This window comes from Veillonella rodentium (assembly GCF_900187285.1).
GTDB lineage: Bacteria > Bacillota > Negativicutes > Veillonellales > Veillonellaceae > Veillonella > Veillonella rodentium.
This window is the reverse complement of sequence record NZ_LT906470.1, coordinates 356,541-375,179: the sequence shown is the minus strand read 5'-3', so window position 1 is coordinate 375,179 and position 18,639 is coordinate 356,541. Positions and strand designations below refer to the sequence as shown.

At 45.3% G+C, this 18,639-nt stretch carries 19 protein-coding genes; 3 read left to right on the top strand and 16 right to left on the bottom strand.

Features of this window, described 5'->3' with window-relative positions; translation table 11 throughout:
- Window positions 1–44: 44 nt before the first annotated feature.
- From CKV62_RS01510 to CKV62_RS01465, 10 genes are all read right to left on the bottom strand, one after another.
- Entirely contained in the window at window positions 45–968 is a 924-nt protein-coding gene (locus tag CKV62_RS01510; protein ID WP_095065134.1) for a CdaR family protein, read from the bottom strand.
- On the bottom strand, window positions 965–1,777 hold the full coding sequence (cdaA, locus tag CKV62_RS01505; protein WP_095065132.1) for a diadenylate cyclase CdaA: 813 nt from the start codon (window positions 1,775–1,777) through the stop codon (window positions 965–967). The genes CKV62_RS01510 and cdaA overlap by 4 nt, the downstream gene beginning before the upstream one ends.
- A gap of 105 nt (window positions 1,778–1,882) precedes the next feature.
- Window positions 1,883–2,197: an XdhC family protein gene (locus tag CKV62_RS01500; RefSeq protein ID WP_038118231.1), complete on the bottom strand. Its 315-nt coding sequence runs from the start codon at window positions 2,195–2,197 to the stop codon at window positions 1,883–1,885.
- Entirely contained in the window at window positions 2,187–2,915 is a 729-nt protein-coding gene (locus CKV62_RS01495) for an XdhC family protein (RefSeq protein ID WP_095066689.1), read from the bottom strand. The genes CKV62_RS01500 and CKV62_RS01495 overlap by 11 nt, the downstream gene beginning before the upstream one ends.
- Entirely contained in the window at window positions 2,899–3,711 is an 813-nt protein-coding gene (gene yqeB, locus CKV62_RS01490; RefSeq protein ID WP_095065130.1) for a selenium-dependent molybdenum cofactor biosynthesis protein YqeB, read from the bottom strand. The genes CKV62_RS01495 and yqeB overlap by 17 nt, the downstream gene beginning before the upstream one ends.
- Entirely contained in the window at window positions 3,708–4,433 is a 726-nt protein-coding gene (locus tag CKV62_RS01485) for a nucleotidyltransferase family protein (RefSeq protein WP_095065128.1), read from the bottom strand. Before CKV62_RS01485 ends, yqeB begins: the two co-directional genes overlap by 4 nt.
- A gap of 6 nt (window positions 4,434–4,439) precedes the next feature.
- Complete coding sequence (gene yqeC / locus CKV62_RS01480; RefSeq protein WP_038118235.1) at window positions 4,440–5,198, bottom strand: selenium cofactor biosynthesis protein YqeC; 759 nt, start codon at window positions 5,196–5,198, stop codon at window positions 4,440–4,442.
- Window positions 5,199–5,233: 35 nt separating this feature from the next.
- Window positions 5,234–7,531 carry a xanthine dehydrogenase family protein molybdopterin-binding subunit gene (locus CKV62_RS01475; RefSeq protein WP_095065127.1) on the bottom strand — a complete coding sequence of 766 codons (2,298 nt, stop codon included), beginning with the start codon at window positions 7,529–7,531 and terminating at the stop codon, window positions 5,234–5,236.
- On the bottom strand, window positions 7,528–7,980 hold the full coding sequence (locus CKV62_RS01470) for a (2Fe-2S)-binding protein (protein WP_095065125.1): 453 nt from the start codon (window positions 7,978–7,980) through the stop codon (window positions 7,528–7,530). The genes CKV62_RS01475 and CKV62_RS01470 overlap by 4 nt, the downstream gene beginning before the upstream one ends.
- Window positions 7,980–8,762, bottom strand: coding sequence for an FAD binding domain-containing protein (locus tag CKV62_RS01465; RefSeq protein ID WP_095065124.1), 783 nt, complete (start codon window positions 8,760–8,762; stop codon window positions 7,980–7,982). The genes CKV62_RS01470 and CKV62_RS01465 overlap by 1 nt, the downstream gene beginning before the upstream one ends.
- A gap of 144 nt (window positions 8,763–8,906) precedes the next feature.
- On the opposite strand from CKV62_RS01465, the gene CKV62_RS01460 reads away from it, so the two are divergent.
- Entirely contained in the window at window positions 8,907–9,809 is a 903-nt protein-coding gene (locus CKV62_RS01460) for an epoxyqueuosine reductase (protein ID WP_095066688.1), read from the top strand.
- A gap of 32 nt (window positions 9,810–9,841) precedes the next feature.
- Here the strand turns inward: CKV62_RS01460 and yfbR are convergent, their stop codons facing one another.
- The 3 genes from yfbR to CKV62_RS01445 form a co-directional block, all read right to left on the bottom strand.
- Window positions 9,842–10,432, bottom strand: a complete 591-nt coding sequence (yfbR, locus tag CKV62_RS01455) for a 5'-deoxynucleotidase (RefSeq protein WP_095065122.1) — start codon at window positions 10,430–10,432, stop codon at window positions 9,842–9,844.
- Window positions 10,433–10,588: 156 nt separating this feature from the next.
- Complete coding sequence (locus CKV62_RS01450; protein ID WP_422821977.1) at window positions 10,589–11,416, bottom strand: D-alanyl-D-alanine carboxypeptidase family protein; 828 nt, start codon at window positions 11,414–11,416, stop codon at window positions 10,589–10,591.
- A 33-nt stretch (window positions 11,417–11,449) separates the two neighbouring features.
- Window positions 11,450–12,358: a mechanosensitive ion channel family protein gene (locus tag CKV62_RS01445; protein ID WP_095065118.1), complete on the bottom strand. Its 909-nt coding sequence runs from the start codon at window positions 12,356–12,358 to the stop codon at window positions 11,450–11,452.
- A 105-nt stretch (window positions 12,359–12,463) separates the two neighbouring features.
- Between CKV62_RS01445 and CKV62_RS01440 the strand changes: the two genes are divergently transcribed.
- A complete protein-coding gene (locus CKV62_RS01440; protein WP_095065116.1) occupies window positions 12,464–13,255 on the top strand; it encodes an adenosylcobinamide amidohydrolase in 792 nt (263 codons plus the stop codon).
- Between the two features lie 188 nt (window positions 13,256–13,443).
- Here the strand turns inward: CKV62_RS01440 and CKV62_RS01435 are convergent, their stop codons facing one another.
- Genes CKV62_RS01435 through CKV62_RS01425 form a run of 3 tightly spaced genes read right to left on the bottom strand, consistent with a single transcriptional unit; the run spans window position 13,444 to window position 16,680 of the window.
- Window positions 13,444–14,421 (bottom strand): asparaginase, encoded by a 978-nt coding sequence (locus tag CKV62_RS01435; protein WP_095065114.1) that lies wholly within the window; start codon window positions 14,419–14,421, stop codon window positions 13,444–13,446.
- 28 nt (window positions 14,422–14,449) lie between these two features.
- The gene (nadE, locus tag CKV62_RS01430; RefSeq protein ID WP_095065111.1) at window positions 14,450–15,220 is read right to left on the bottom strand and encodes an NAD(+) synthase; all 771 of its coding nucleotides are present in this window, start codon (window positions 15,218–15,220) and stop codon (window positions 14,450–14,452) included.
- 8 nt (window positions 15,221–15,228) lie between these two features.
- Window positions 15,229–16,680, bottom strand: coding sequence for a nicotinate phosphoribosyltransferase (locus CKV62_RS01425; protein WP_095065109.1), 1,452 nt, complete (start codon window positions 16,678–16,680; stop codon window positions 15,229–15,231).
- 429 nt (window positions 16,681–17,109) lie between these two features.
- On the opposite strand from CKV62_RS01425, the gene CKV62_RS01420 reads away from it, so the two are divergent.
- Window positions 17,110–18,558 carry an aminoacyl-histidine dipeptidase gene (locus CKV62_RS01420; RefSeq protein WP_095065107.1) on the top strand — a complete coding sequence of 483 codons (1,449 nt, stop codon included), beginning with the start codon at window positions 17,110–17,112 and terminating at the stop codon, window positions 18,556–18,558.
- Window positions 18,559–18,639 lie beyond the last annotated feature (81 nt).

Genomic DNA, 18,639 nt, shown 5'->3' with positions numbered 1-18,639 from the left:
CCATGAGAACAACGGTCCTCATGGATTATTTTTAAGTCCCTACATTACGTATTTTCTTTCTTCTGAACATCTATTTTAATACGCACCGTCGAGACATTACTGCTAATACCGTTCGGCAATACTAGATTATATGTGCCCTGTATCGGTGTATTCACACTGGATATATCAATCGGCTCCGTTTGAATTTCATTCACGCTGTCCACAATTTCCTCACGTCCCGTAATCGTCAGCTGAGACGGAGATTGTGTAATAGATTTGACCTCATAGCCATCAGCTACGGTTCCCGTGGTCGGTACGTTTATCGGTACAGCCTTATCCTTGCGCAATAAATTCAATTCATATTGTGCCTGCCCCTGTGCCGGATTGACATGCACATCCAATACATTACCGCTGTTATCCCATGCTTCAAGAGCGCCTACGCTGCTGAAGTTTTTAGTCTGTCCCGTAAGGTTTACCTTCATGACAACCTTTGCAGCCGCATTGACCTGCTGTTTGCGGCCCGATACGGTCACCTCTTTCGGAACAATCGTGACGGACTTCAACGCCACATCATCGGAGAATTTACCTAGCGGCACGATTTCAACAGGTAATTTTCGTTCCGCATATTCATCAACATTGATAGTGATATTATCCGGTTTAACCTCCACAAGCGTCATACCCGCCGGCGGGGTGAAAGTTATAGTCACATTATTCTGACCCGGCTTTACTCCGGAGGCGTCGATATAAGCCTTGAGAACATCGGCTTTCATCGTAATAATCGTATCTCGAGGTCCGCTCAAGACCACACGAGCCGATGCCGGTGCATCCTCGATAATATAATTTGATTCTAAATTTTGAACTTGAATCGGCACATTATAGGTAACCTCCATCACAGGGTTTTGATCCCTCATGATGAAGAACCACATGACGATTGCAGCCAAAATGGACAGTAATTTCGCAACCCAGTTGCGTTTCAAATGAATCATCATTTTTTCGCCCTCCATTTCCACATGCTTGTAATGGTTTGACGAGGGCGTTCCATAAAGGTACGCAAAGCCTCTTTAATCTGGTCTTCCGGTAAATGACGATAAATACGTCCGCCATATGTGTACGAAATGGTCCCCGTTTCCTCACTGACGACGACAACGACCGCATCGGTCTGTTCGGATAAGCCGATTGCAGCACGGTGACGAGTACCCAGTTCCGTACTCAATGTGCGATCCTCAGTTAACGGCAACAGACATCCGGCCGCACGGATACGCCCGTCCCGAATGATCAAGGCGCCATCATGAAGCGGTGTACTGGGAACGAATATATTTTTTATGAGCTCACGACTCAATACGGCGTCTATGAGAATCCCCGTATCGACAAAATCGTTCAAACCCACCTCGCGTTCAAATACGATGAGCGCCCCCGTATGTTCACGGGACATGACGCGAGCCGCCGCCATCACTTCATTGATGGCCATATCCATTTCCTCTTCGTTCACGTTTTGAGCCTTACTGAAAATTCGCCCCCGCCCCAACTGTTCAAGGGCACGACGCAATTCCGGCTGGAATACGACAGGCAACGCGAAGAGAAGTACCGTCATCCCTTGTTGTAAAATCCAGTTAATTACATACAGATTTAACAGATGACTCAATAAATTCAATACCGCCAAGATGACAAGGCCCTTCAAGAGAGATACGGCCCGTGTATCTTTAAGCAGTTTATACATATAGTAAATACCGATAGCAACCGTTAAAATATCAACGATATCAAGGAACCTAAAGGTATGTATAAGTGCGTCAAAATGCATATTCATAACTCCTTATACAAAATAATAAGGTACAGCCTTATCATATGACTGTACCTTATATTTTATCGTATTTTGAAAGCACTGTAAATTTAGAAACGTTCAAATTTAAATATTCTGAGTTTCAATCCATACATCCATCTCGCCGCCGCAGACCATGCCTTCCTTAACGGCCGCATCATCGTCAAGTCGAACTTCGATGCGACGATGAGCTTCCTTTTTCTTCAGGGAATCGACGGCACTAAGCCGAATTTCATTCTCCGCACGACCGCCGCCGATCGTACCGAAGATGGATCCGTCAGGGAATACCACCATCGACGTTCCCGCTTTACGTGGCGTAGAACCGCGAGTAAACAGGATCGTAGCCACCGCTAATGTTTCATTCTGACGGGCACTGAGATATTCAACAAACTCACGATTCATGGTTCACTCTACCTTTCCGCAATGAGCCGCCCTTTTTTCCACGTACCACTGCTAAATATTCACTGACGATGGACAGAGCGATTTCCTCGGGTGTTTGCGCACCTAAATCGAGACCGATAGGAGCGTAAATCATATCGAGTTCCTCCTGTGTCCAGCCCTGTTCCCGCAATACTTCAAACGCGTAATGAATGCGTTTCTGACTGCCCATTACGCCCATATAAGCTGGCAGATAATCGCGCAATTGCTCAAGACAGATATTATCGTATTCATGAGCTCTCGTAACGATGATAAACCCATTATATTCATCGAGAGGCAAATCATTCTTAAAATTTTCCAGCGGCAAACACTTACGGATAACGCGTTCATCGAAAAATTCAGGGACCACATATTCGGGACGATCGTCCACAACAGTAACGCGACATCCGATGAATAAAAGCAGATCTGTAATAGCACGGCTCACATGCCCCGCCCCCAACACGAGAACGGACGGATCATTTTCCACAGGTTGCACGAAGCATTCCATCTCACCGACCATGCAAAGAGCATTCAGTTTTGCCTTGTCTACGATAAAGCCTTCGATAGCCGTCCCGTAAAGAACACTGCCATCCTCCGCATAAATAGTTTTATCACCTTGTCGCGGTCCTGACAGAACCGTAACCATCAAGGTGGTTTCGGTCGCATGTAACCGATTTTTCATTACGTCATAAATCGTTTCCATCTTGATTCCTTTCATAGTCCCAAGCGGTTACAGCTTCCAGCACGCCTCCACCGACGGCAAGGGATTTATCCGAAATACTATAACAATGAGATTCTTCGCAACGGGCATCAACATCGGCCAACTTGAAATGATCCGATACGATGAGCCCGCTCTTTAAAATTCCCCGGAGAATACCTGTAATCTTTGCACGAACCGGTTCATCGTCAACATAACCGATCACTTCATTGGCCTGTACGGAGTCCCCTATATGACGCTTCGCCGTAAACAAACCGGCTTTCGGAGCATGAATTACCCGTTCATGAGTAAAACCGCCTACATCGCCGGGAATACCCGTATTCGGCTGAGCCGGCCCATCATAGATACAGCGTCCCAACCAGTGACCGCGCATCGTTTCAATAACCACATCCACATCATAACCGGCGGTAAATCCAGGTCCCACACCGACCACGAGTTCCGCATCGGATTTGTTAGTGCCTAAATTTTTCTTGCTCAAAATAGCATCCACCACGATGGAAGGATGTAGTGTAGCCAGCAAGTCTTCATAAGAAGAGGTCACAACGGGAATCACATCATTCGCCAACATCTCCGGTATTTCTTCAATGGACACATGGCGCGCCACATATCGCTCCAGAATCATCTCACCGCGATGTACTGCATTACCGTAGCAGACCTCGCGACGAATCATCGTAGGTATAGCTATTTCATTAATGACAACGGGATAGCCGGCCCGTTTCAATCTATATACAGCGCCGGAAGCGATATCACCGCCTCCACGCATAAGCACTAATGGTTTCATAATGTCTCGCTTTCACGACCTTGCAAATGCTTAAAATCATCAGGTGTATCGATATCGACCCCGATATCATCACTAATCCAGACCTTCACCACATGATCCTTACCGATACCGCGAATAATGGTTTTTCCGCCTTGATCACCATCGATTTGCTGTAATGCCGAAAACCAATGAGATCCGAACAGTACGGGGTTTCCCGACCGGTATGCCGCCCCGTAATGAGGTACGACAATTGTTTTGGGATCAGCATGCTCTTCGAACGCCTCTATAATCTGTCCTACGACAGGCCCCGTCAATAAAGGCTGATCCCCTACGGAACACAGGATGCCGTCAAGGGGTATCGGCGTCAAATCCAATAGATGACGTACCCCCATGGCAATGGATATCCCCTGCCCCTGTTCGGGACGAGTATTTTGAATCGCTTCAAAGTCATAGCGCCTTACGATAGGTGCCAGCTTGTCATGATCATCGCCGGTTATGGCTACAAAGGGCCGCTTGCAATCCGTCAGAGACAATATATCAACCCCGTCCCAACCTGATCGGAGCGCCTCACAAACCGCATCAAGAACAGTCTTATTGCGCCACGGTAATAACAGCTTATTACATCCCATGCGCTTTGATTGACCGCCTGCTAACAGGACAATACCTATATGGAAAGGTTCACGATCTATAGATTCCTTCACCGCTTTAAAAGCGGTCACACAATCATCTTTCACAGCAGTCATAATTACCTATCGGCATTGAATAATGCGACGGATTTCACAACTCGCCTTATATCCGTCGGCCAAGATGATGGCGGAAATATCACTGTCTACGATTTGATCGATAAAGTCGTCGATAATGCGATGTTGCACCGTATCGTAACCGGTACAAAACAAAACTTTCTTGCCCCGACTATACTGAAACAGCCCCTGCTTATGCAGCACGATGTCCGCCAGCATACGCGGCGTCACGATAGCGCCCATATCACGTTTCACGATATCCTGAACGAGCTCGATGTTATGAACATGTTCATCATCGAGACTGGTCCCCAACATCTGTAAATTAACGAGCCCTATGGTGGTCTTCGTCAATGACGGTATAACCGGTTCCGTCGTCTTCGGCGCTTTCAGCCATTTTTCCTTCGCACCGTCCGCCTCTACGACGATTTGCCAATTAGGATGTAGACGTGAGAGTCCATCGATAAAATCGCAATCTAAGGAGTCCACCTTGGTTCCCGTAATGCCCGAAAACCACGCACCGCAATAGCCTCGCAAAATACGTTCCGTACAATATTCATCGGCTTCATTAATATCCGTTGTATAAATCGGTTCATAATGAGCCACCTGTGATTCATAAAGACGCGTCGTGGTGGTAACCACCATCGGTTGACCTTTCAACCTGCCATATTCCACCAGCTTGGATAATACTGTCGTCTTACCGCCGGCCCCTACGAGAGCGACGATCCCCGGCTGTACCAAACGATTCCAATACGATGTTTGTTCATTCATAGAACCAGGCCTCCTTAGAAAGCGAACAGAAACAGCTATGCTTTATATTTCTCGTCCATTCCCATAAATACCTTCTCCGGTGTCATAGGCAATGTGCGGATATCGGCACCGACAGCATTTTTAATGGCATGTTGAATAGCAGGACATCCCGTATTTATAACGACTTCGCCGATTGATTTGGCACCAAATCCGCCTGTCGGTTCATAGGACTCCACAAAGTCCGTATGAAGTTCCCCTATATCCTGACGAGTCGGTATTTTATACGTCATGAGATTATTTGTTTCCAAACGACCGTTAGAGGAATACCGCACATCTTCATACAATGCCATGCCTATCGCCTGAACTACACCGCCTTCAACTTGAACGCGCGCCAATTTAGGATTGATGACGGTTCCGCAGTCAACACAGGAGTAGAAGTGAAGAGGAATTACTTTACCTGTCTGTTTATCGACCTTCACTTCCGCAATGGATGCCATGAACGGAGGTGGTGATGTATGGCTGCCCCATGTAGCAGAACCGGATAACTGTTCCGCTTTAGGCCCCACCACTAACTTCGGCGCCAATTCATGAATATCCATCTTCTTGGAACCGTCCTTTGTGGTGGCTACAACACCGTCGAAGTCAATATTATCAATATCTGTTTCAAAGAACGTCGCAAACTTTTCAATAATCTTGCTGCGTAACTCTTCCGCCGCCATTTTTGTGGCCGTACCCGTTACATAGGTTGTACTGGATGCATAAGAGCCGGGATCGAACGGTACAATATCCGTATCGGATTCAATAACCGTCATATATTCCATAGGACAACCGATAACTTCACACGCCATCTGGCTCAATACGGTATTAGAACCCGTACCCATATCGGAAGAACCGGTATACAATATATAGTTCCCGTCATCGCCAAGGCGAACTTCTACGGAAGCCACATCGATATTGGCAACACCGGATCCCTGTAAAGCTAAAGCCATACCGAGGCCGCCTCGATACCGTTCATCGATATCCCAGGAATGAGGCCGTTCATCCCATCGGGCCATTTCTTTTACTCGATTTACCGTATCCTGGAAAAGACCGGAATCAAGATATTCATCAGGTGCATATACTATGCTCTGTTCGCCTGCGGCAATCAAATTCTTTTGACGTAATTCCGCCGGATCCATGCCCATTTTATCGGCCAACTGATTGACTGCACATTCCAAAGGCCACAATGCCTCTGTAGCACCATAGCCACGGAACGCACCGCCCGGTGTATGATTTGTGTATACACCTTCGGTACCATAGTGAACAGCCGTCGCTTTATTATAAAGAGGAACGGATTTATGTTCCCCGGCCGTGGTCGTCGTGAAGCAATGTGTCGCATGAGCGCCTGCAGCCGTGATGGAATCCATATCAATAACCTTGATAATACCGTCCTTCGTAGCTCCGACACGAATCTTCCACTCACGAGCATGACGAGTCGTGGAACACGTCTGTGCCTCTGTACGATCGTACAGAAGATAACAAGGTTTCTTTAGCTTCCATGTCACAAAGGCGGTCATCAATTCGGTACACGCCGTTTGTTTAGAACCGAAACCGCCGCCGATACGCGGCTTGATAACGCGCACCTTCGATGCCGGAATTCCGAGAGCATGTGCAATGTGACGACGCACATGGAATACAATCTGCGTAGATGATACGATGACAATACGTCCCAATGCGTCAATATAGCCAAAGCTGTTAAACGTTTCCATCGACGTCTGACGTGTCGCCTGGTCAAAATAAGTTCCTTCCACCACATAATCGCATTTTGCGAGTTCCACCTCGATATCTCCGACACGTTTATGATAGGATACGCAAATATTGCGTTTATAATCCTGCCCTACAGGAATATTATTGTGAATATCATCCTCCGGATGGACAATTGTTTCATGATCTATAGCCGTATGCATGTCGAGAACCGGCGTCTGCACATCATACTCCACCTTGATAAGAGGCATCGCCTTTAATGCTGTCGCTTCATCCTTAGCCACAATGAGAGCCACCTCATCACCGACGTAACGGACTACAGGATCCAAGATGAGTGCATCATATGCAGACGGTTCCGGATACGTCTGCCCCGCCAATGTATATCTTGTATTCGGTACATCTTCATAGGTAAAGATGGCTTCCACGCCCGGAATCAGCTTAGCCTTTGATGTATCGATAGACTTTATACGCGCCTGCGCATGAGGGCTGCGAAGAGCCTTAATAATAAGTGCATCCTTCGGCACAAAATCGCGCGTATAGGACGGCTTACCCGTCAAAATACCTTTTGCATCGACTTTATCGTAAGATTTGCCAATGTGCTGCTTCATCATAGACCTCCTTCTAAGAATTTACGAACCCCTCGAAGTTGTGCTTCATAACCGGTACAGCGGCAAAGATTGCCGATGAGATATTCGCGAATTTCATCATCATTAGCCTTTGGATTTCTACGTTTCAAAGCAATCGCACTCATCATCATACCCGTCGTGCAGAAACCACATTGATCCGCCCCTTCACTGGCAAGACAGGATGCCAACAGTTCAGCTTCTTCCTGCAAACCTTCCAATGTGGTAATTTTATGTCCCGGTGCACGGAATGTAGGATATGCACAGGACAAGGTGATTTCATCATCCACCCATACGGTACACAGTCCGCAATTCGTCGTATCACAGCCGCAACGTACGCTGAAATAACCTAGATTGCGCAATGTATCCAGCAACATTTCATCAGTCGCTACATTAACAGTAACGTTTTTATTATTGATATTCAGTAACAATTCCATTATTGCAGCACCTCCCCGGACAAACGCTGAACCATAGCTTTCACCATTTCCATACGATATTCCTTGGATGCATGTGAATTCTTCTGGTATACTAATTCTTCCGAGGCGAGCAATGCCGCTTCTTTTACGCCGGCTGCGCCTTTTTCTGAAAGCACCGCACTCGCTTTAGGTGCTAACTGAGGGACGCCCGGTCTCGTGCCGATATACAATTCAACGCCTTTATCATCACGGCGAATGGATCCCGTCAAGATTGGAAAATCTCCGCGGGAAATACGCAATGCTTCGATAGCAACAGATACCTCTACCTTAGGAATACGAATTTCTACGAGAATATCTCGCTCCCTATAATTCATATAGTCCTGCATAGACATACGTCCGCCCTTAAAGGTGACGATATCCGCATGAACCGCCAACAAAGCGGGGATAATATCGGAAAATCCGAATTTACTTGCAACAGACCCGCCCATAGTGGCCATATTGCGAAACTGAATTCCAAGAATTTCCTTTACACCTTTTACTACAGCACCGCCACAAAATTTTTGTAACGGTTCAAAACGCTCCACATCTCCTTGTGTAGCCATGGCACCGATAACAAATTCGTTATCTTCTTCTTTCACATAGCGTAGGTCAAGCCCTACCATATCAATGACAGCAGGCCACGTACGACGACCCAAACGCAACCAGCACCCGCCCGCCAGCATAGGGGCAGTCTTGTTTTTTACGGCTAATTCATAAGCCTCTTCCACCGTCTTCGGTTGTAAAACCTTCATAAATGCTAACATAACCTGTCCTCTCAATGGTATACTAATACTAAAACTACAAGAAGCGACAGCCTAGTGAGCACGGCAGTCGCCAAACTCGAGGATGACCTATGGAATCATCTCGTCTATATATATTTATTCTATCAAGGATTCGCTACTAAATCTATGATTAACTCTATAAATTTACAAAAAATTTGCAAAGAATTACATATTCCAGCTGTAGGAATCGCTCCGTGGCCGCTTCCGGCCGATGCCCAAAATATTCTCTATGAAAGTAATCCATGTCCTTTTACCGCAGCAGATGTTACGGAGCGTATAAAGAGTCCTGAAGATTTTAAACCAAACGGTGCCATCGTATGCTTATTCCCCTATTATGTAAACTATACAGGGCCTACCAATTTATCGCGTTATACATGGGCAAAAGACTATCATCTGGTCATAAATGACTATTTGACACGGCTTGTCAACGAACTAGGACGATTAGAACCGTCCGCTCAATTTTCTATTCACTGTGATACCTCCCCCTTAGCGGACCGATACATGGCATATCTGGCAGGACTCGGCTTTTACGGCAAGAACAAGTGCTTTATCAATCCCACCTGGGGATCCTATATCGTCATCGGCACGGTACTCACCACACTGGAACTGAAACCGGATACGCCCTCAACGGAGTCCTGCATCGGTTGTAATCGATGTATCAGGTCCTGTCTAGGGCAATGCTTAGAAAATGATGAATTCAGCTATACCACATGTAAAAGCTACTTAACGCAAAAAAAGGGCGACCTTACCGATACAGAGCGGACTATTATCGGCAAAACGCCTCTCATATTCGGTTGTGATGTATGTCAAGAGGTGTGTCCGCACAATAAGAATCTCCCGACCACACCGATCGTGGAATTCCAATCTATTGAACCTGTGGTCGATACGGCGGAACTCGAAACTTTAACCAACAAGGAGTTCAAAGCCAAATTCGGTCAACGTGCATTCTCATGGCGCGGAAAGAAAATACTTATTCGAAATCATGAAATCATCGATTCCGAAAAACATAAAGACCGTATCGGCCAATGAATCCGATGCGGTCTTTACTATATTGATACATCTTATTTAATTTCGTAATAATTCAGCTCATCCAGCGACTTTCCTAATGCCGGCAGATAAAGTTCAAGGAACATATCAACTTCAGGCATATTTAGATTTTTTAACTTTACCAGAATCGTATCATGAGCTTCCTTGAATTCATCATTTCCCGCTTTTAACTCGGTTACGCATTTCATATATGCCGAGATAATATCCGCTGCTTTCACAATAGGCCACTCAGGGCTAGATTCAGCATCGACGATAATCGGACGATACACGGATTGTAATTGTTCCGGCAACGTGGTCAGCATTTTCTCCTGCGCCAATGTTTCAATTTCACCATACAATGCACGTAGTTTGGGATCGAAGTATTTAATCGGCGTCGGCATATCACCAGTGAAGATTTCACTCACTTCGTGATACATGGCGATAACAGCTACCTTGTTGATATCTAACTCTCCACCGAAGTATTCATTTTTTAAAGCCGCCAAATTATGGGCCACCATAGCTACCTCTAAACTATGCTCCTGAATATTTTCCGTTTCCGTATTGCGCATGAGACTCCATCGATTGATGAAACGCATACGTTTTAAAAATGCAAAAAACGAACTCATACATCCTCCCACATAATAAGGTTTACTTACATCCGCGACAACAAAACGGTAAAAGCACATAACTGAAAATCAATAATTATAAGCCTACTAATTATATTAAAATTTATAGACTATATTAATCAGGTTAATAATTATAACGATACTTTAATAACGACATTATATAACGCCGCGAAGTTTAAAGCCGTAGTCCAAAAACTGCACCGCTTCGTTCCACCGGTTATCATCGTTGAGCATAACCACAATCATGGTATGTCCGTTACGCGTCGCCGAAGCGATTAGACATTCACCGGCCGCCTGCGTATATCCCGTCTTGAGCCCGTTTGCACCGGGATATTTGTTACGAATGAAAATATTTGTCGTACGAATCGTCTCAGGATTGCGATTTTGATATGGCACCTTATAGTAATCATTTGCTACCTTATCGCGGAACATCTGATACTTCATTCCGTATGCGGCGATACGTGCCAAATCAAGAGCCGTGGAGTGATGCCCCACCTGTGTTAATCCATGCGGATTCAGGAAACGACTGTTCTTCGCGCCCGCCTTTGAGGCGATGCGGTTCATATCAGCGGCAAACTTTTCCACAGAACCGCTCACATTTTCCGCGACTACAACGGCCGCATCATTGCCGCTGGCAACCATCATACCTTCAAGAACAGCCTCCAACGTAATCTGATCACCTACCCGTACACCGAGATTGGATTCCTCCATACTCGTCGCATAATTGCTGATTGTCGCCAGTTCATCGAGATGAGTCCCCTTCAATTCAAGAGCGGTCAGGAGCGTTACCATTTTCGTGGTACTCGCAGGATGCATCCATTTATTGGGATTCTTTGCGAATAAAACCTCTTTCGTATCCGCATCAATAAGTACTACCGCCTCACCGATGGTCGACGGCGGTGAAATTGCTGCCGCCGCAGCTGTATTGTCCGCACCTGCAGTGAAAGCTAAAAAAGCCCCTATGCAGATAGCTGCAAAAACCATTCGTTTTATAATCGTAAACATACTTCTCTCTTTCTATGCATTCATTTCATCACGTTTAAGGTTCAACTTGGCTTCATGCTCAACAGCAGAGGAATCTACGTCCCGTACATATACAACGCGTTGCGGATACGGAATATCGATACCATGTTCATCAAACGTATCTTTCACACTCGACATCGTATCATAAAATACGTCAAGGTAATTACTAGTGTTAACACGAGCAAATGCAGCTATGCGCACAGAATTATCGCCAAATTCCTTGATGCCGATTTCCATAGATTTGCTGTTAAGAATACGCTTATCCTTCGAAAACACATCTTTTAAAAGTTGAATAGCTTCGTGATGATTATTATCATAACTGATATCAAATACAAAGGGAATCATACGCTCACGCATATACGAAAAATTCGTTACCGGTTGCGATGTCATCTGAGAATTCGGGATATATACGCGTTTTTGATCCTTTGTAGTGATGATAGTATTCATAAATTGAATCGCCTGCACATTTCCTTCAATATTGCCAACGGAAATGTAATGTCCCGCACGAAACGGTTTGAACAGCAAAATCAAAAGCCCCGATGCTAAGTTTGCCAAATTATTCTGCAACGCCAAGCCGATACCTAAACCAAAAGCACCGAAAGCGGCGATAAAGTTCGTCGTAGGAACGCCGAGTTGATTAATACAAATCAAAATGAGTCCCACCAATAACACATAATAAACCATCTGGCTGACAAAGCTCATCGCCGCCGGGTCATAATCGGCACGCGTCATAACACGCTCCGCCACGCGCTGAACCCAATGAATTACGTATCGTCCTACCAGAAATATAATCAGAGCAATTAAAATATTTCCGGCTTGACTAAAAAACCAGTCCTTAAGATGTATTATCGTACTTTCATCATTAAATAATAATGTTGATAAGATCGTCCAAATTTCAGTCATATATACCTCCTTAGTCTCTTGCTAGTATACCAAATTTCTCGGTAAAAGTATGATATAATTTCACGTATAACAAAACATTTATATAAAACTACAGGGAGCCCCACCATGTTTACCAATCCATACGAAGCACCGGACGAACTCGCCACAGGTGGTCACATAACAAAAGAAATCAATTCAGTAACCGTTTTATTCGATGATATTCACTATTCCCTATCCAGCGGGCACTTGAACGGAGGCTTTCACCATACATTGGCCGTACGGAATCAGCAACTGACATACCGAATTGAAACAGAAAAGGATTTGCCCGGCGGCTCCGTATCGAATTATTTGGCCCAGGAATTCGAACATATCGATACACCCGTCCATTTCAGTACCGCGCTGCTCACGTCGGCCGATATGATTCACCACGCGTATGCCAAAATAGAGGAACGCGACACCATCGTCGAAACAATCGTAACCGCCGGTTATGATAAAACGGCCCACCGCGCAGGAACAGGATATTGCTACGAAGAAAAAAACGGCGTATTCACAACGCCCGGAACGATTAATATCCTGATTTTTACAAACAAGGCGCTGACGGACAGCGCCATGGTAAAAGCGATTATGACCATCACCGAAGCCAAGACGGCAGCTATTCAGGATTGGCATATAGAAAGCGTACGTCGCCATCCATTTATCAACGAAGATATTCCGGATGCCGTTACGCAAGAACATTTTACCTCCGCTACAGGCACGTCAACGGACGGAATCATCCTCACCATCGATACAAACGGAGATATTTTAACCGATGCGGGATCCTTTTCACTCTTTGGCGACACCTTGGCCAAAGCCGTCTACGTAGGCGTACAACGGGCCTTACAGAACGGAACGGATTTAATTTCTACTAATTCCGATTAAGGAATAACTGAAGATAGATTCATGAATAACTGAAGGTGGATTCATAAACAACTGTGGGCAATTCATGAACACATCAAACCAACTGAATATATTCCAAGAAAAAACCGTACATCTAGGCGATTGAGATGTACGGTTTATTGCATATAAAACTGTCAAATATATTATGAGACGCGAAAATGAATTTCAAATTAATATTCATGAAAATATTCTTGTAATGTTTTCAGGTGTTTTGTTTTCGTGAGGCTTAACATCAATAAGATACGCGCCTTCTGTGGACTCAAGGTATCGCTCACCAAATAACCGGCTACTGCATCTTGCGGCACGGCTGATACCATTCCGCTGCCCGTCCTGGATGCACGCACAATCGGAAAGGACAGATTCTGCGTAATCTGCCGCACATTTTGAGGAATCGTACCATGTCCGAGGCCGGCCAGAATAAGGCCGTCCGGATTGGTCGCCACCACACTGAGCGGCACCATATCATCCATGCCTCCATAGCAAGTCAAGATAACCACGCGCGGCAATTCTTCGCAGTCGGTCACATCAAATATAGATTGATTCGTATGACGACGCGTTGAAGCTCTATAATAATACGCCTTACCGTCTTGAACTATGCCCAGATGTCCCACTAACGGACTATCAAAGGTTGCTACATTTGTGGTATTCCGTTTTGACACGTCACGAGCCCCGTCAATATATCCGTTAAGTACGACTAAAACACCTTTACCTACAGATTCCGGCGTACGAGCAACCTGAATGGCCTGTAACAGATTAATAGGTCCATCAGCACTGATAGCCCCTGCAGGCCGCATGGATCCGGTAATCACAACAGGTTTATCCGTATGTACAGTCAAATTCAGAAAATATGCCGTCTCCTCCATACTATCCGTGCCGTGTGTGATAACAACACCGCTGATATCATCCCGGTTCACCAGACGCTGCACCACTTTTGCCAATTTAATCCAGTCTTTAACAGTAATATCCGAACTTTCAATATTGCTGAACTGCGTATATGCATAAGGGCCATACGGTTTTGTACCCGGTACAGAGGCAAGGATTTCATCAAGTCCTAATACCCCCGGTGTATACCCTGTCAAATCCGTATCTGACGCTCCTTGACCGGCAATAGTACCTCCGGTAGCGATTAAGGCAATTTTAGTATCCATAATTCCTCCATGATTACCATCTATATAACTACTTTTCAAAGGGATTGAAAGCCGGCATCAATTCCAATTTATGTCGATTGATACGGTTCAGATGATCAATGCGTTCCTTTGTTTTCGCATCATCGATATCACCGCTCCGAATATACCGATCCAAGACGGCATAGGTAAATCCCAGCTTATCCTCGTCGGATTGTCCGCTAAGGCCGTCACTCGGTATTTTATCCACCAAATACGCCGGAATATCCAACAGACGTCCTATTTGACGAACCTCCTCCACCACGAGATGAGCCAACGGACTGAAATCCCCTGCGCTGTCCCCGAATTTTGTGGAGTATCCCACATAGTCCTCCGAACCGTTACAAGTATTGGCAATGCGCGCTCCATTCGGTAAATTCTGCCCCACTGCATACAGTACGGTCATGCGCAATCGAGGCGGCATATTAATCAAAGCATCCTCGGATAATTCCGTCCGCTTCGTAACAGAACTGAAATGCTCGCCCTTAATGATCGCAGATGTCAATGCTTTATAAGCCTCGTCGATATTCACCACTACATAGGGAATGCCCAAGTGCTTCACCACCGCTTCCGCATCATCGATATCGGACTGCACGCCGTTCGGCATGAGAACACCTACGACACGATTCGCACCGATGGCCTCTTTACAGAGCGCCGCCACAATAGTCGAATCTTTCCCGCCCGAAATGCCTACTACGGCACTGCACTGAGGTCCGTTTTGCTGAAAGTAATCTCTGATCCATTGAATCAGGGCCTTCTTCGTAGACTCTGCATCTTTTAACATAAGACCTCCTATTTCTTACGTCCAATGCGATTGAGTAAATCCATCTTCATATGATAGTAATCGGGACTCATATCCAGATAATGACGATGCGGATTTTCAAAGCGCTGTTCTTCCTGCCAGATTTCATCATACAGCTGTTTTTGAACATACGCACGAATTTCCGTCAACGACGGTAAGTCCATTAACAGCTTTCCGTCTTTAATAACAAGTTGCTGCATCTCTTTAAACGTACAGCGCTCAAAGTACAGCTCGCGCCACGGTTGCTCCGGATCGATATAGCGATACGGTTGATCCGTATTCGGCACTTCCTCCGGCAACGTCAATAATTCCGCAATGGCACGGCCCTGCTCATTATACACGCGATACACCTTTTTTAGTCCCGGGTTCGTAATCTTCTCAACGGACTCGGATACCTTGATACGAGGTTCCCAGCGACCGTTTTTTTCAATGCCTACAATTTTATACACGGCGCCGAATACGGGGTCACTCTTAGATGTGATAAGCCTTTCCCCTACGCCGAACATGTCGATAGGCCCGCCCTGACTCAACAACGATGTAATCGTATATTCATCAAGGCTGTTGGATGCCACGATTTTACAGTCCGTAAGGCCTGCATCATCAAGAATTCGCCGCGCCTGTTTCGCCAGATACGCCAAATCCCCCGAATCAAGTCGAATGCCTTTCAACCGATGTCCCATAGGTTCTAACACGTCCTTTGCCACCCTGACGGCATTCGGCACACCGGAATTTAACACATCATACGTATCGACAAGGAATATCGCATTATCCGGATACAGTTCCGCGTAGGCTTTAAAAGCCTCATATTCAGAATCATAGTACATCACCCAGCTATGGGCCATGGTCCCGCTGACGGGAATACCGAATTGCTGTCCCGCGAGAACAGTTGCCGTAGAATGAACCCCTCCGATGTAAGCGGCCCGTGCACCGTATACGGCGGCATCCACATTATGAGCGCGCCGGGCTCCGAAATCCGAAACGATGCGCCCGTCCGCAGCACGGACAATGCGGTTTGCTTTTGTCGCTATAAGCGACTCGTGATTCATCATCGCCAATACGGCAGTTTCTATAATCTGCGCATCAATGAGAGGGGCCACGACAGTTATAACCGGTTCATTGGGATAAATGATGGATCCTTCAGGAAACGCATACACATCGCCGGTGAAAGAAAAATCTTTCAGATATGATAAAAATTCTTCACTGAATATGCCCTGTTCCCGAAAATAAGCAATGTCATATTCATCAAAATGCAAATTTAAAATATATTCAACAATCTGCTCCAATCCGCCAAAAATAGCAAAGCCACCCTTGTCCGGATTACGACGGAAGAACACATCGAAAGCGACACGATCCGTATTCGCCTGCTTTCTATAATAACCATGAGCCATGGTCATTTCATAAAAATCCATAAACATACTGATATTACGACGTTCGTGCTGCATCAGTTCACCAACCTTCTGCTATGCAATAGATATAAGTACGCACCGATAATTTAAATCCTACGTATACGTTTATTATACATTATAACCGGCATATAGCCAGTATAATTATAATTGAATGATTCATATTATGTTATATGCTTAATTTTTACGATATCCAATTCATGTATATGCAACCTGATTCGCTTATTACGCCCATATATACCGCCATCATTATAAATCATTCATTCAATGGTAAACTATGCTAATAATCATTCTTATGATATAACTATATATATACAATATATACTGTCGTATAAATCATTTCGGCTTTGTGAAAGTAAGTATAAAGTGCAGTATGTTATCCACTGAAAAGATTTACTATATCTTTCAATATAGCTCAGCCGTATACTGATGTTTATTCATACTGAAATAAGAATGAGAGGTACCACTATGGAAACAATCGTTCAAGCCAAACGAGTATTAGAAATTTTTAAAGACATGAGCCAAATTCCTCGTGAATCAGGCAACGAAAAGGCTATCAGCGATTATATTGTAAACTTTGCAAAAAACTTAGGTCTTGAAGTACAGCAAGACGAACTTTACAATGTAGTCATTAAAAAACCGGCTTCCCCGGGCTATGAAAATCGTCCATCCGTTATCCTACAGGGTCATATCGATATGGTCTGTGTAAAAGACCACGACTCAAGCCACGACTTTTCAAAAGATCCTATCGCTAACATCATCGAAGGCGAATGGATGCACGCCGACCACACCACGCTGGGGGCGGATAACGGCATCGGCGCGGCGATGATGCTCGCCGTTATCGAAGACGATGCACAGCAGCACGGCCCTATGCAGTTACTATTTACCACAAATGAAGAAACGGGTATGGACGGCGCCTTCGCTATTAAAGAAGGCCAGGTCACAGGCGATTACCTGCTCAACCTCGATACGGAAATAGAACATGACTTCACCGTAAGTTGCGCGGGCGGTTGTCATATACATGTGAGCATTCCCCTCTTGCGGGAAAACAATCTGCAAGGATATGATGCGGGCTTATCCCTTGCCGTAACGGGACTTAAAGGCGGTCACTCGGGCATCGAAATCATTGAGCAGCGCGCTAATGCCAACCAGGTTTTAGCACGTGTCCTCTATGATTTACAAAAACAATATTCTATCAATTTAGCTTCTTTCACGGGCGGCGTAAAACATAATGCCATCCCGTCAAAAGCCGTAGCGGAACTCTCCGTCCGTTCCGAAGATGTGGAAGCCATCAAAACATTGTTGGAATTCCATGAAAAACAATATCAAAATGAGTACTCCGTACAGGATCCGGACCTCAAATTTGTCATCGAGGACATTCCGGCACCAAAGGTAGTCTATGCGGACGACACGTCGGAAGCTCTCCTCTCCTATGTATACCTCGCTGAAGACGGCGTTCATTCCATGAGCAAAACCATTCCGAACCTCGTGGAAACATCGGACAATATCGCCATCGTTCGCGAAAATACTCATACCATTGAAGTGCTGATTTCCATCCGTAGTTCCAATGGTAACAGTCTCGATTATTTAGCAAAGAAAATGTTATTGTTAGCCAGCGCCCTCGGCGTATCCGCTACTCGCACCGGCGGATATCCTGCATGGGAATACGATAAAGGCTCAAAACTGGAGGAACAGGCTATCTCTTTATATAACGAAATATCCGATACACCGGCGAATGTAAATGCGATTCATGCCGGACTCGAATGTGGTCTGCTAAAAGGTGTTTTACCCAAAACACAAATGATCAGTTTCGGGCCTACCATCGTTAGTCCGCACACCCCTCAAGAACGAGTATTTCTCCCATCTGTGGAGCGTGTATTCATTTATCTCAAAGCATTATTGGCAAAATTGCAATAATTACATAATTAAATATTTATTCATACAGGCGTATGCATTCATATATACATGATGAGGCATACGCCTTTTTCTGTACAAATA

Bases quoted from the DNA above. Each gene is read 5' to 3' on its own strand.
- yfbR (WP_095065122.1), bottom strand. From the start codon at position 10,432: ATGAGTTCGTTTTTTGCATTTTTAAAACGTATGCGTTTCATCAATCGA.
- CKV62_RS01440 (WP_095065116.1), top strand. From the start codon at position 12,464: ATGTTTACCAATCCATACGAAGCACCGGACGAACTCGCCACAGGTGGT.
- CKV62_RS01445 (WP_095065118.1), bottom strand. From the start codon at position 12,358: ATGACTGAAATTTGGACGATCTTATCAACATTATTATTTAATGATGAA.
- cdaA (WP_095065132.1), bottom strand. From the start codon at position 1,777: ATGCATTTTGACGCACTTATACATACCTTTAGGTTCCTTGATATCGTT.
- CKV62_RS01465 (WP_095065124.1), bottom strand. From the start codon at position 8,762: ATGTTAGCATTTATGAAGGTTTTACAACCGAAGACGGTGGAAGAGGCT.
- CKV62_RS01470 (WP_095065125.1), bottom strand. From the start codon at position 7,980: ATGGAATTGTTACTGAATATCAATAATAAAAACGTTACTGTTAATGTA.
- CKV62_RS01500 (WP_038118231.1), bottom strand. From the start codon at position 2,197: ATGAATCGTGAGTTTGTTGAATATCTCAGTGCCCGTCAGAATGAAACA.
- CKV62_RS01495 (WP_095066689.1), bottom strand. From the start codon at position 2,915: ATGGAAACGATTTATGACGTAATGAAAAATCGGTTACATGCGACCGAA.
- yqeB (WP_095065130.1), bottom strand. From the start codon at position 3,711: ATGAAACCATTAGTGCTTATGCGTGGAGGCGGTGATATCGCTTCCGGC.
- CKV62_RS01450 (WP_422821977.1), bottom strand. From the start codon at position 11,416: ATGGTTTTTGCAGCTATCTGCATAGGGGCTTTTTTAGCTTTCACTGCA.
- CKV62_RS01475 (WP_095065127.1), bottom strand. From the start codon at position 7,531: ATGATGAAGCAGCACATTGGCAAATCTTACGATAAAGTCGATGCAAAA.
- CKV62_RS01510 (WP_095065134.1), bottom strand. From the start codon at position 968: ATGATGATTCATTTGAAACGCAACTGGGTTGCGAAATTACTGTCCATT.
- CKV62_RS01435 (WP_095065114.1), bottom strand. From the start codon at position 14,421: ATGGATACTAAAATTGCCTTAATCGCTACCGGAGGTACTATTGCCGGT.
- CKV62_RS01420 (WP_095065107.1), top strand. From the start codon at position 17,110: ATGGAAACAATCGTTCAAGCCAAACGAGTATTAGAAATTTTTAAAGAC.
- CKV62_RS01460 (WP_095066688.1), top strand. From the start codon at position 8,907: ATGATTAACTCTATAAATTTACAAAAAATTTGCAAAGAATTACATATT.
- CKV62_RS01425 (WP_095065109.1), bottom strand. From the start codon at position 16,680: ATGCAGCACGAACGTCGTAATATCAGTATGTTTATGGATTTTTATGAA.
- CKV62_RS01485 (WP_095065128.1), bottom strand. From the start codon at position 4,433: ATGACTGCTGTGAAAGATGATTGTGTGACCGCTTTTAAAGCGGTGAAG.
- nadE (WP_095065111.1), bottom strand. From the start codon at position 15,220: ATGTTAAAAGATGCAGAGTCTACGAAGAAGGCCCTGATTCAATGGATC.
- yqeC (WP_038118235.1), bottom strand. From the start codon at position 5,198: ATGAATGAACAAACATCGTATTGGAATCGTTTGGTACAGCCGGGGATC.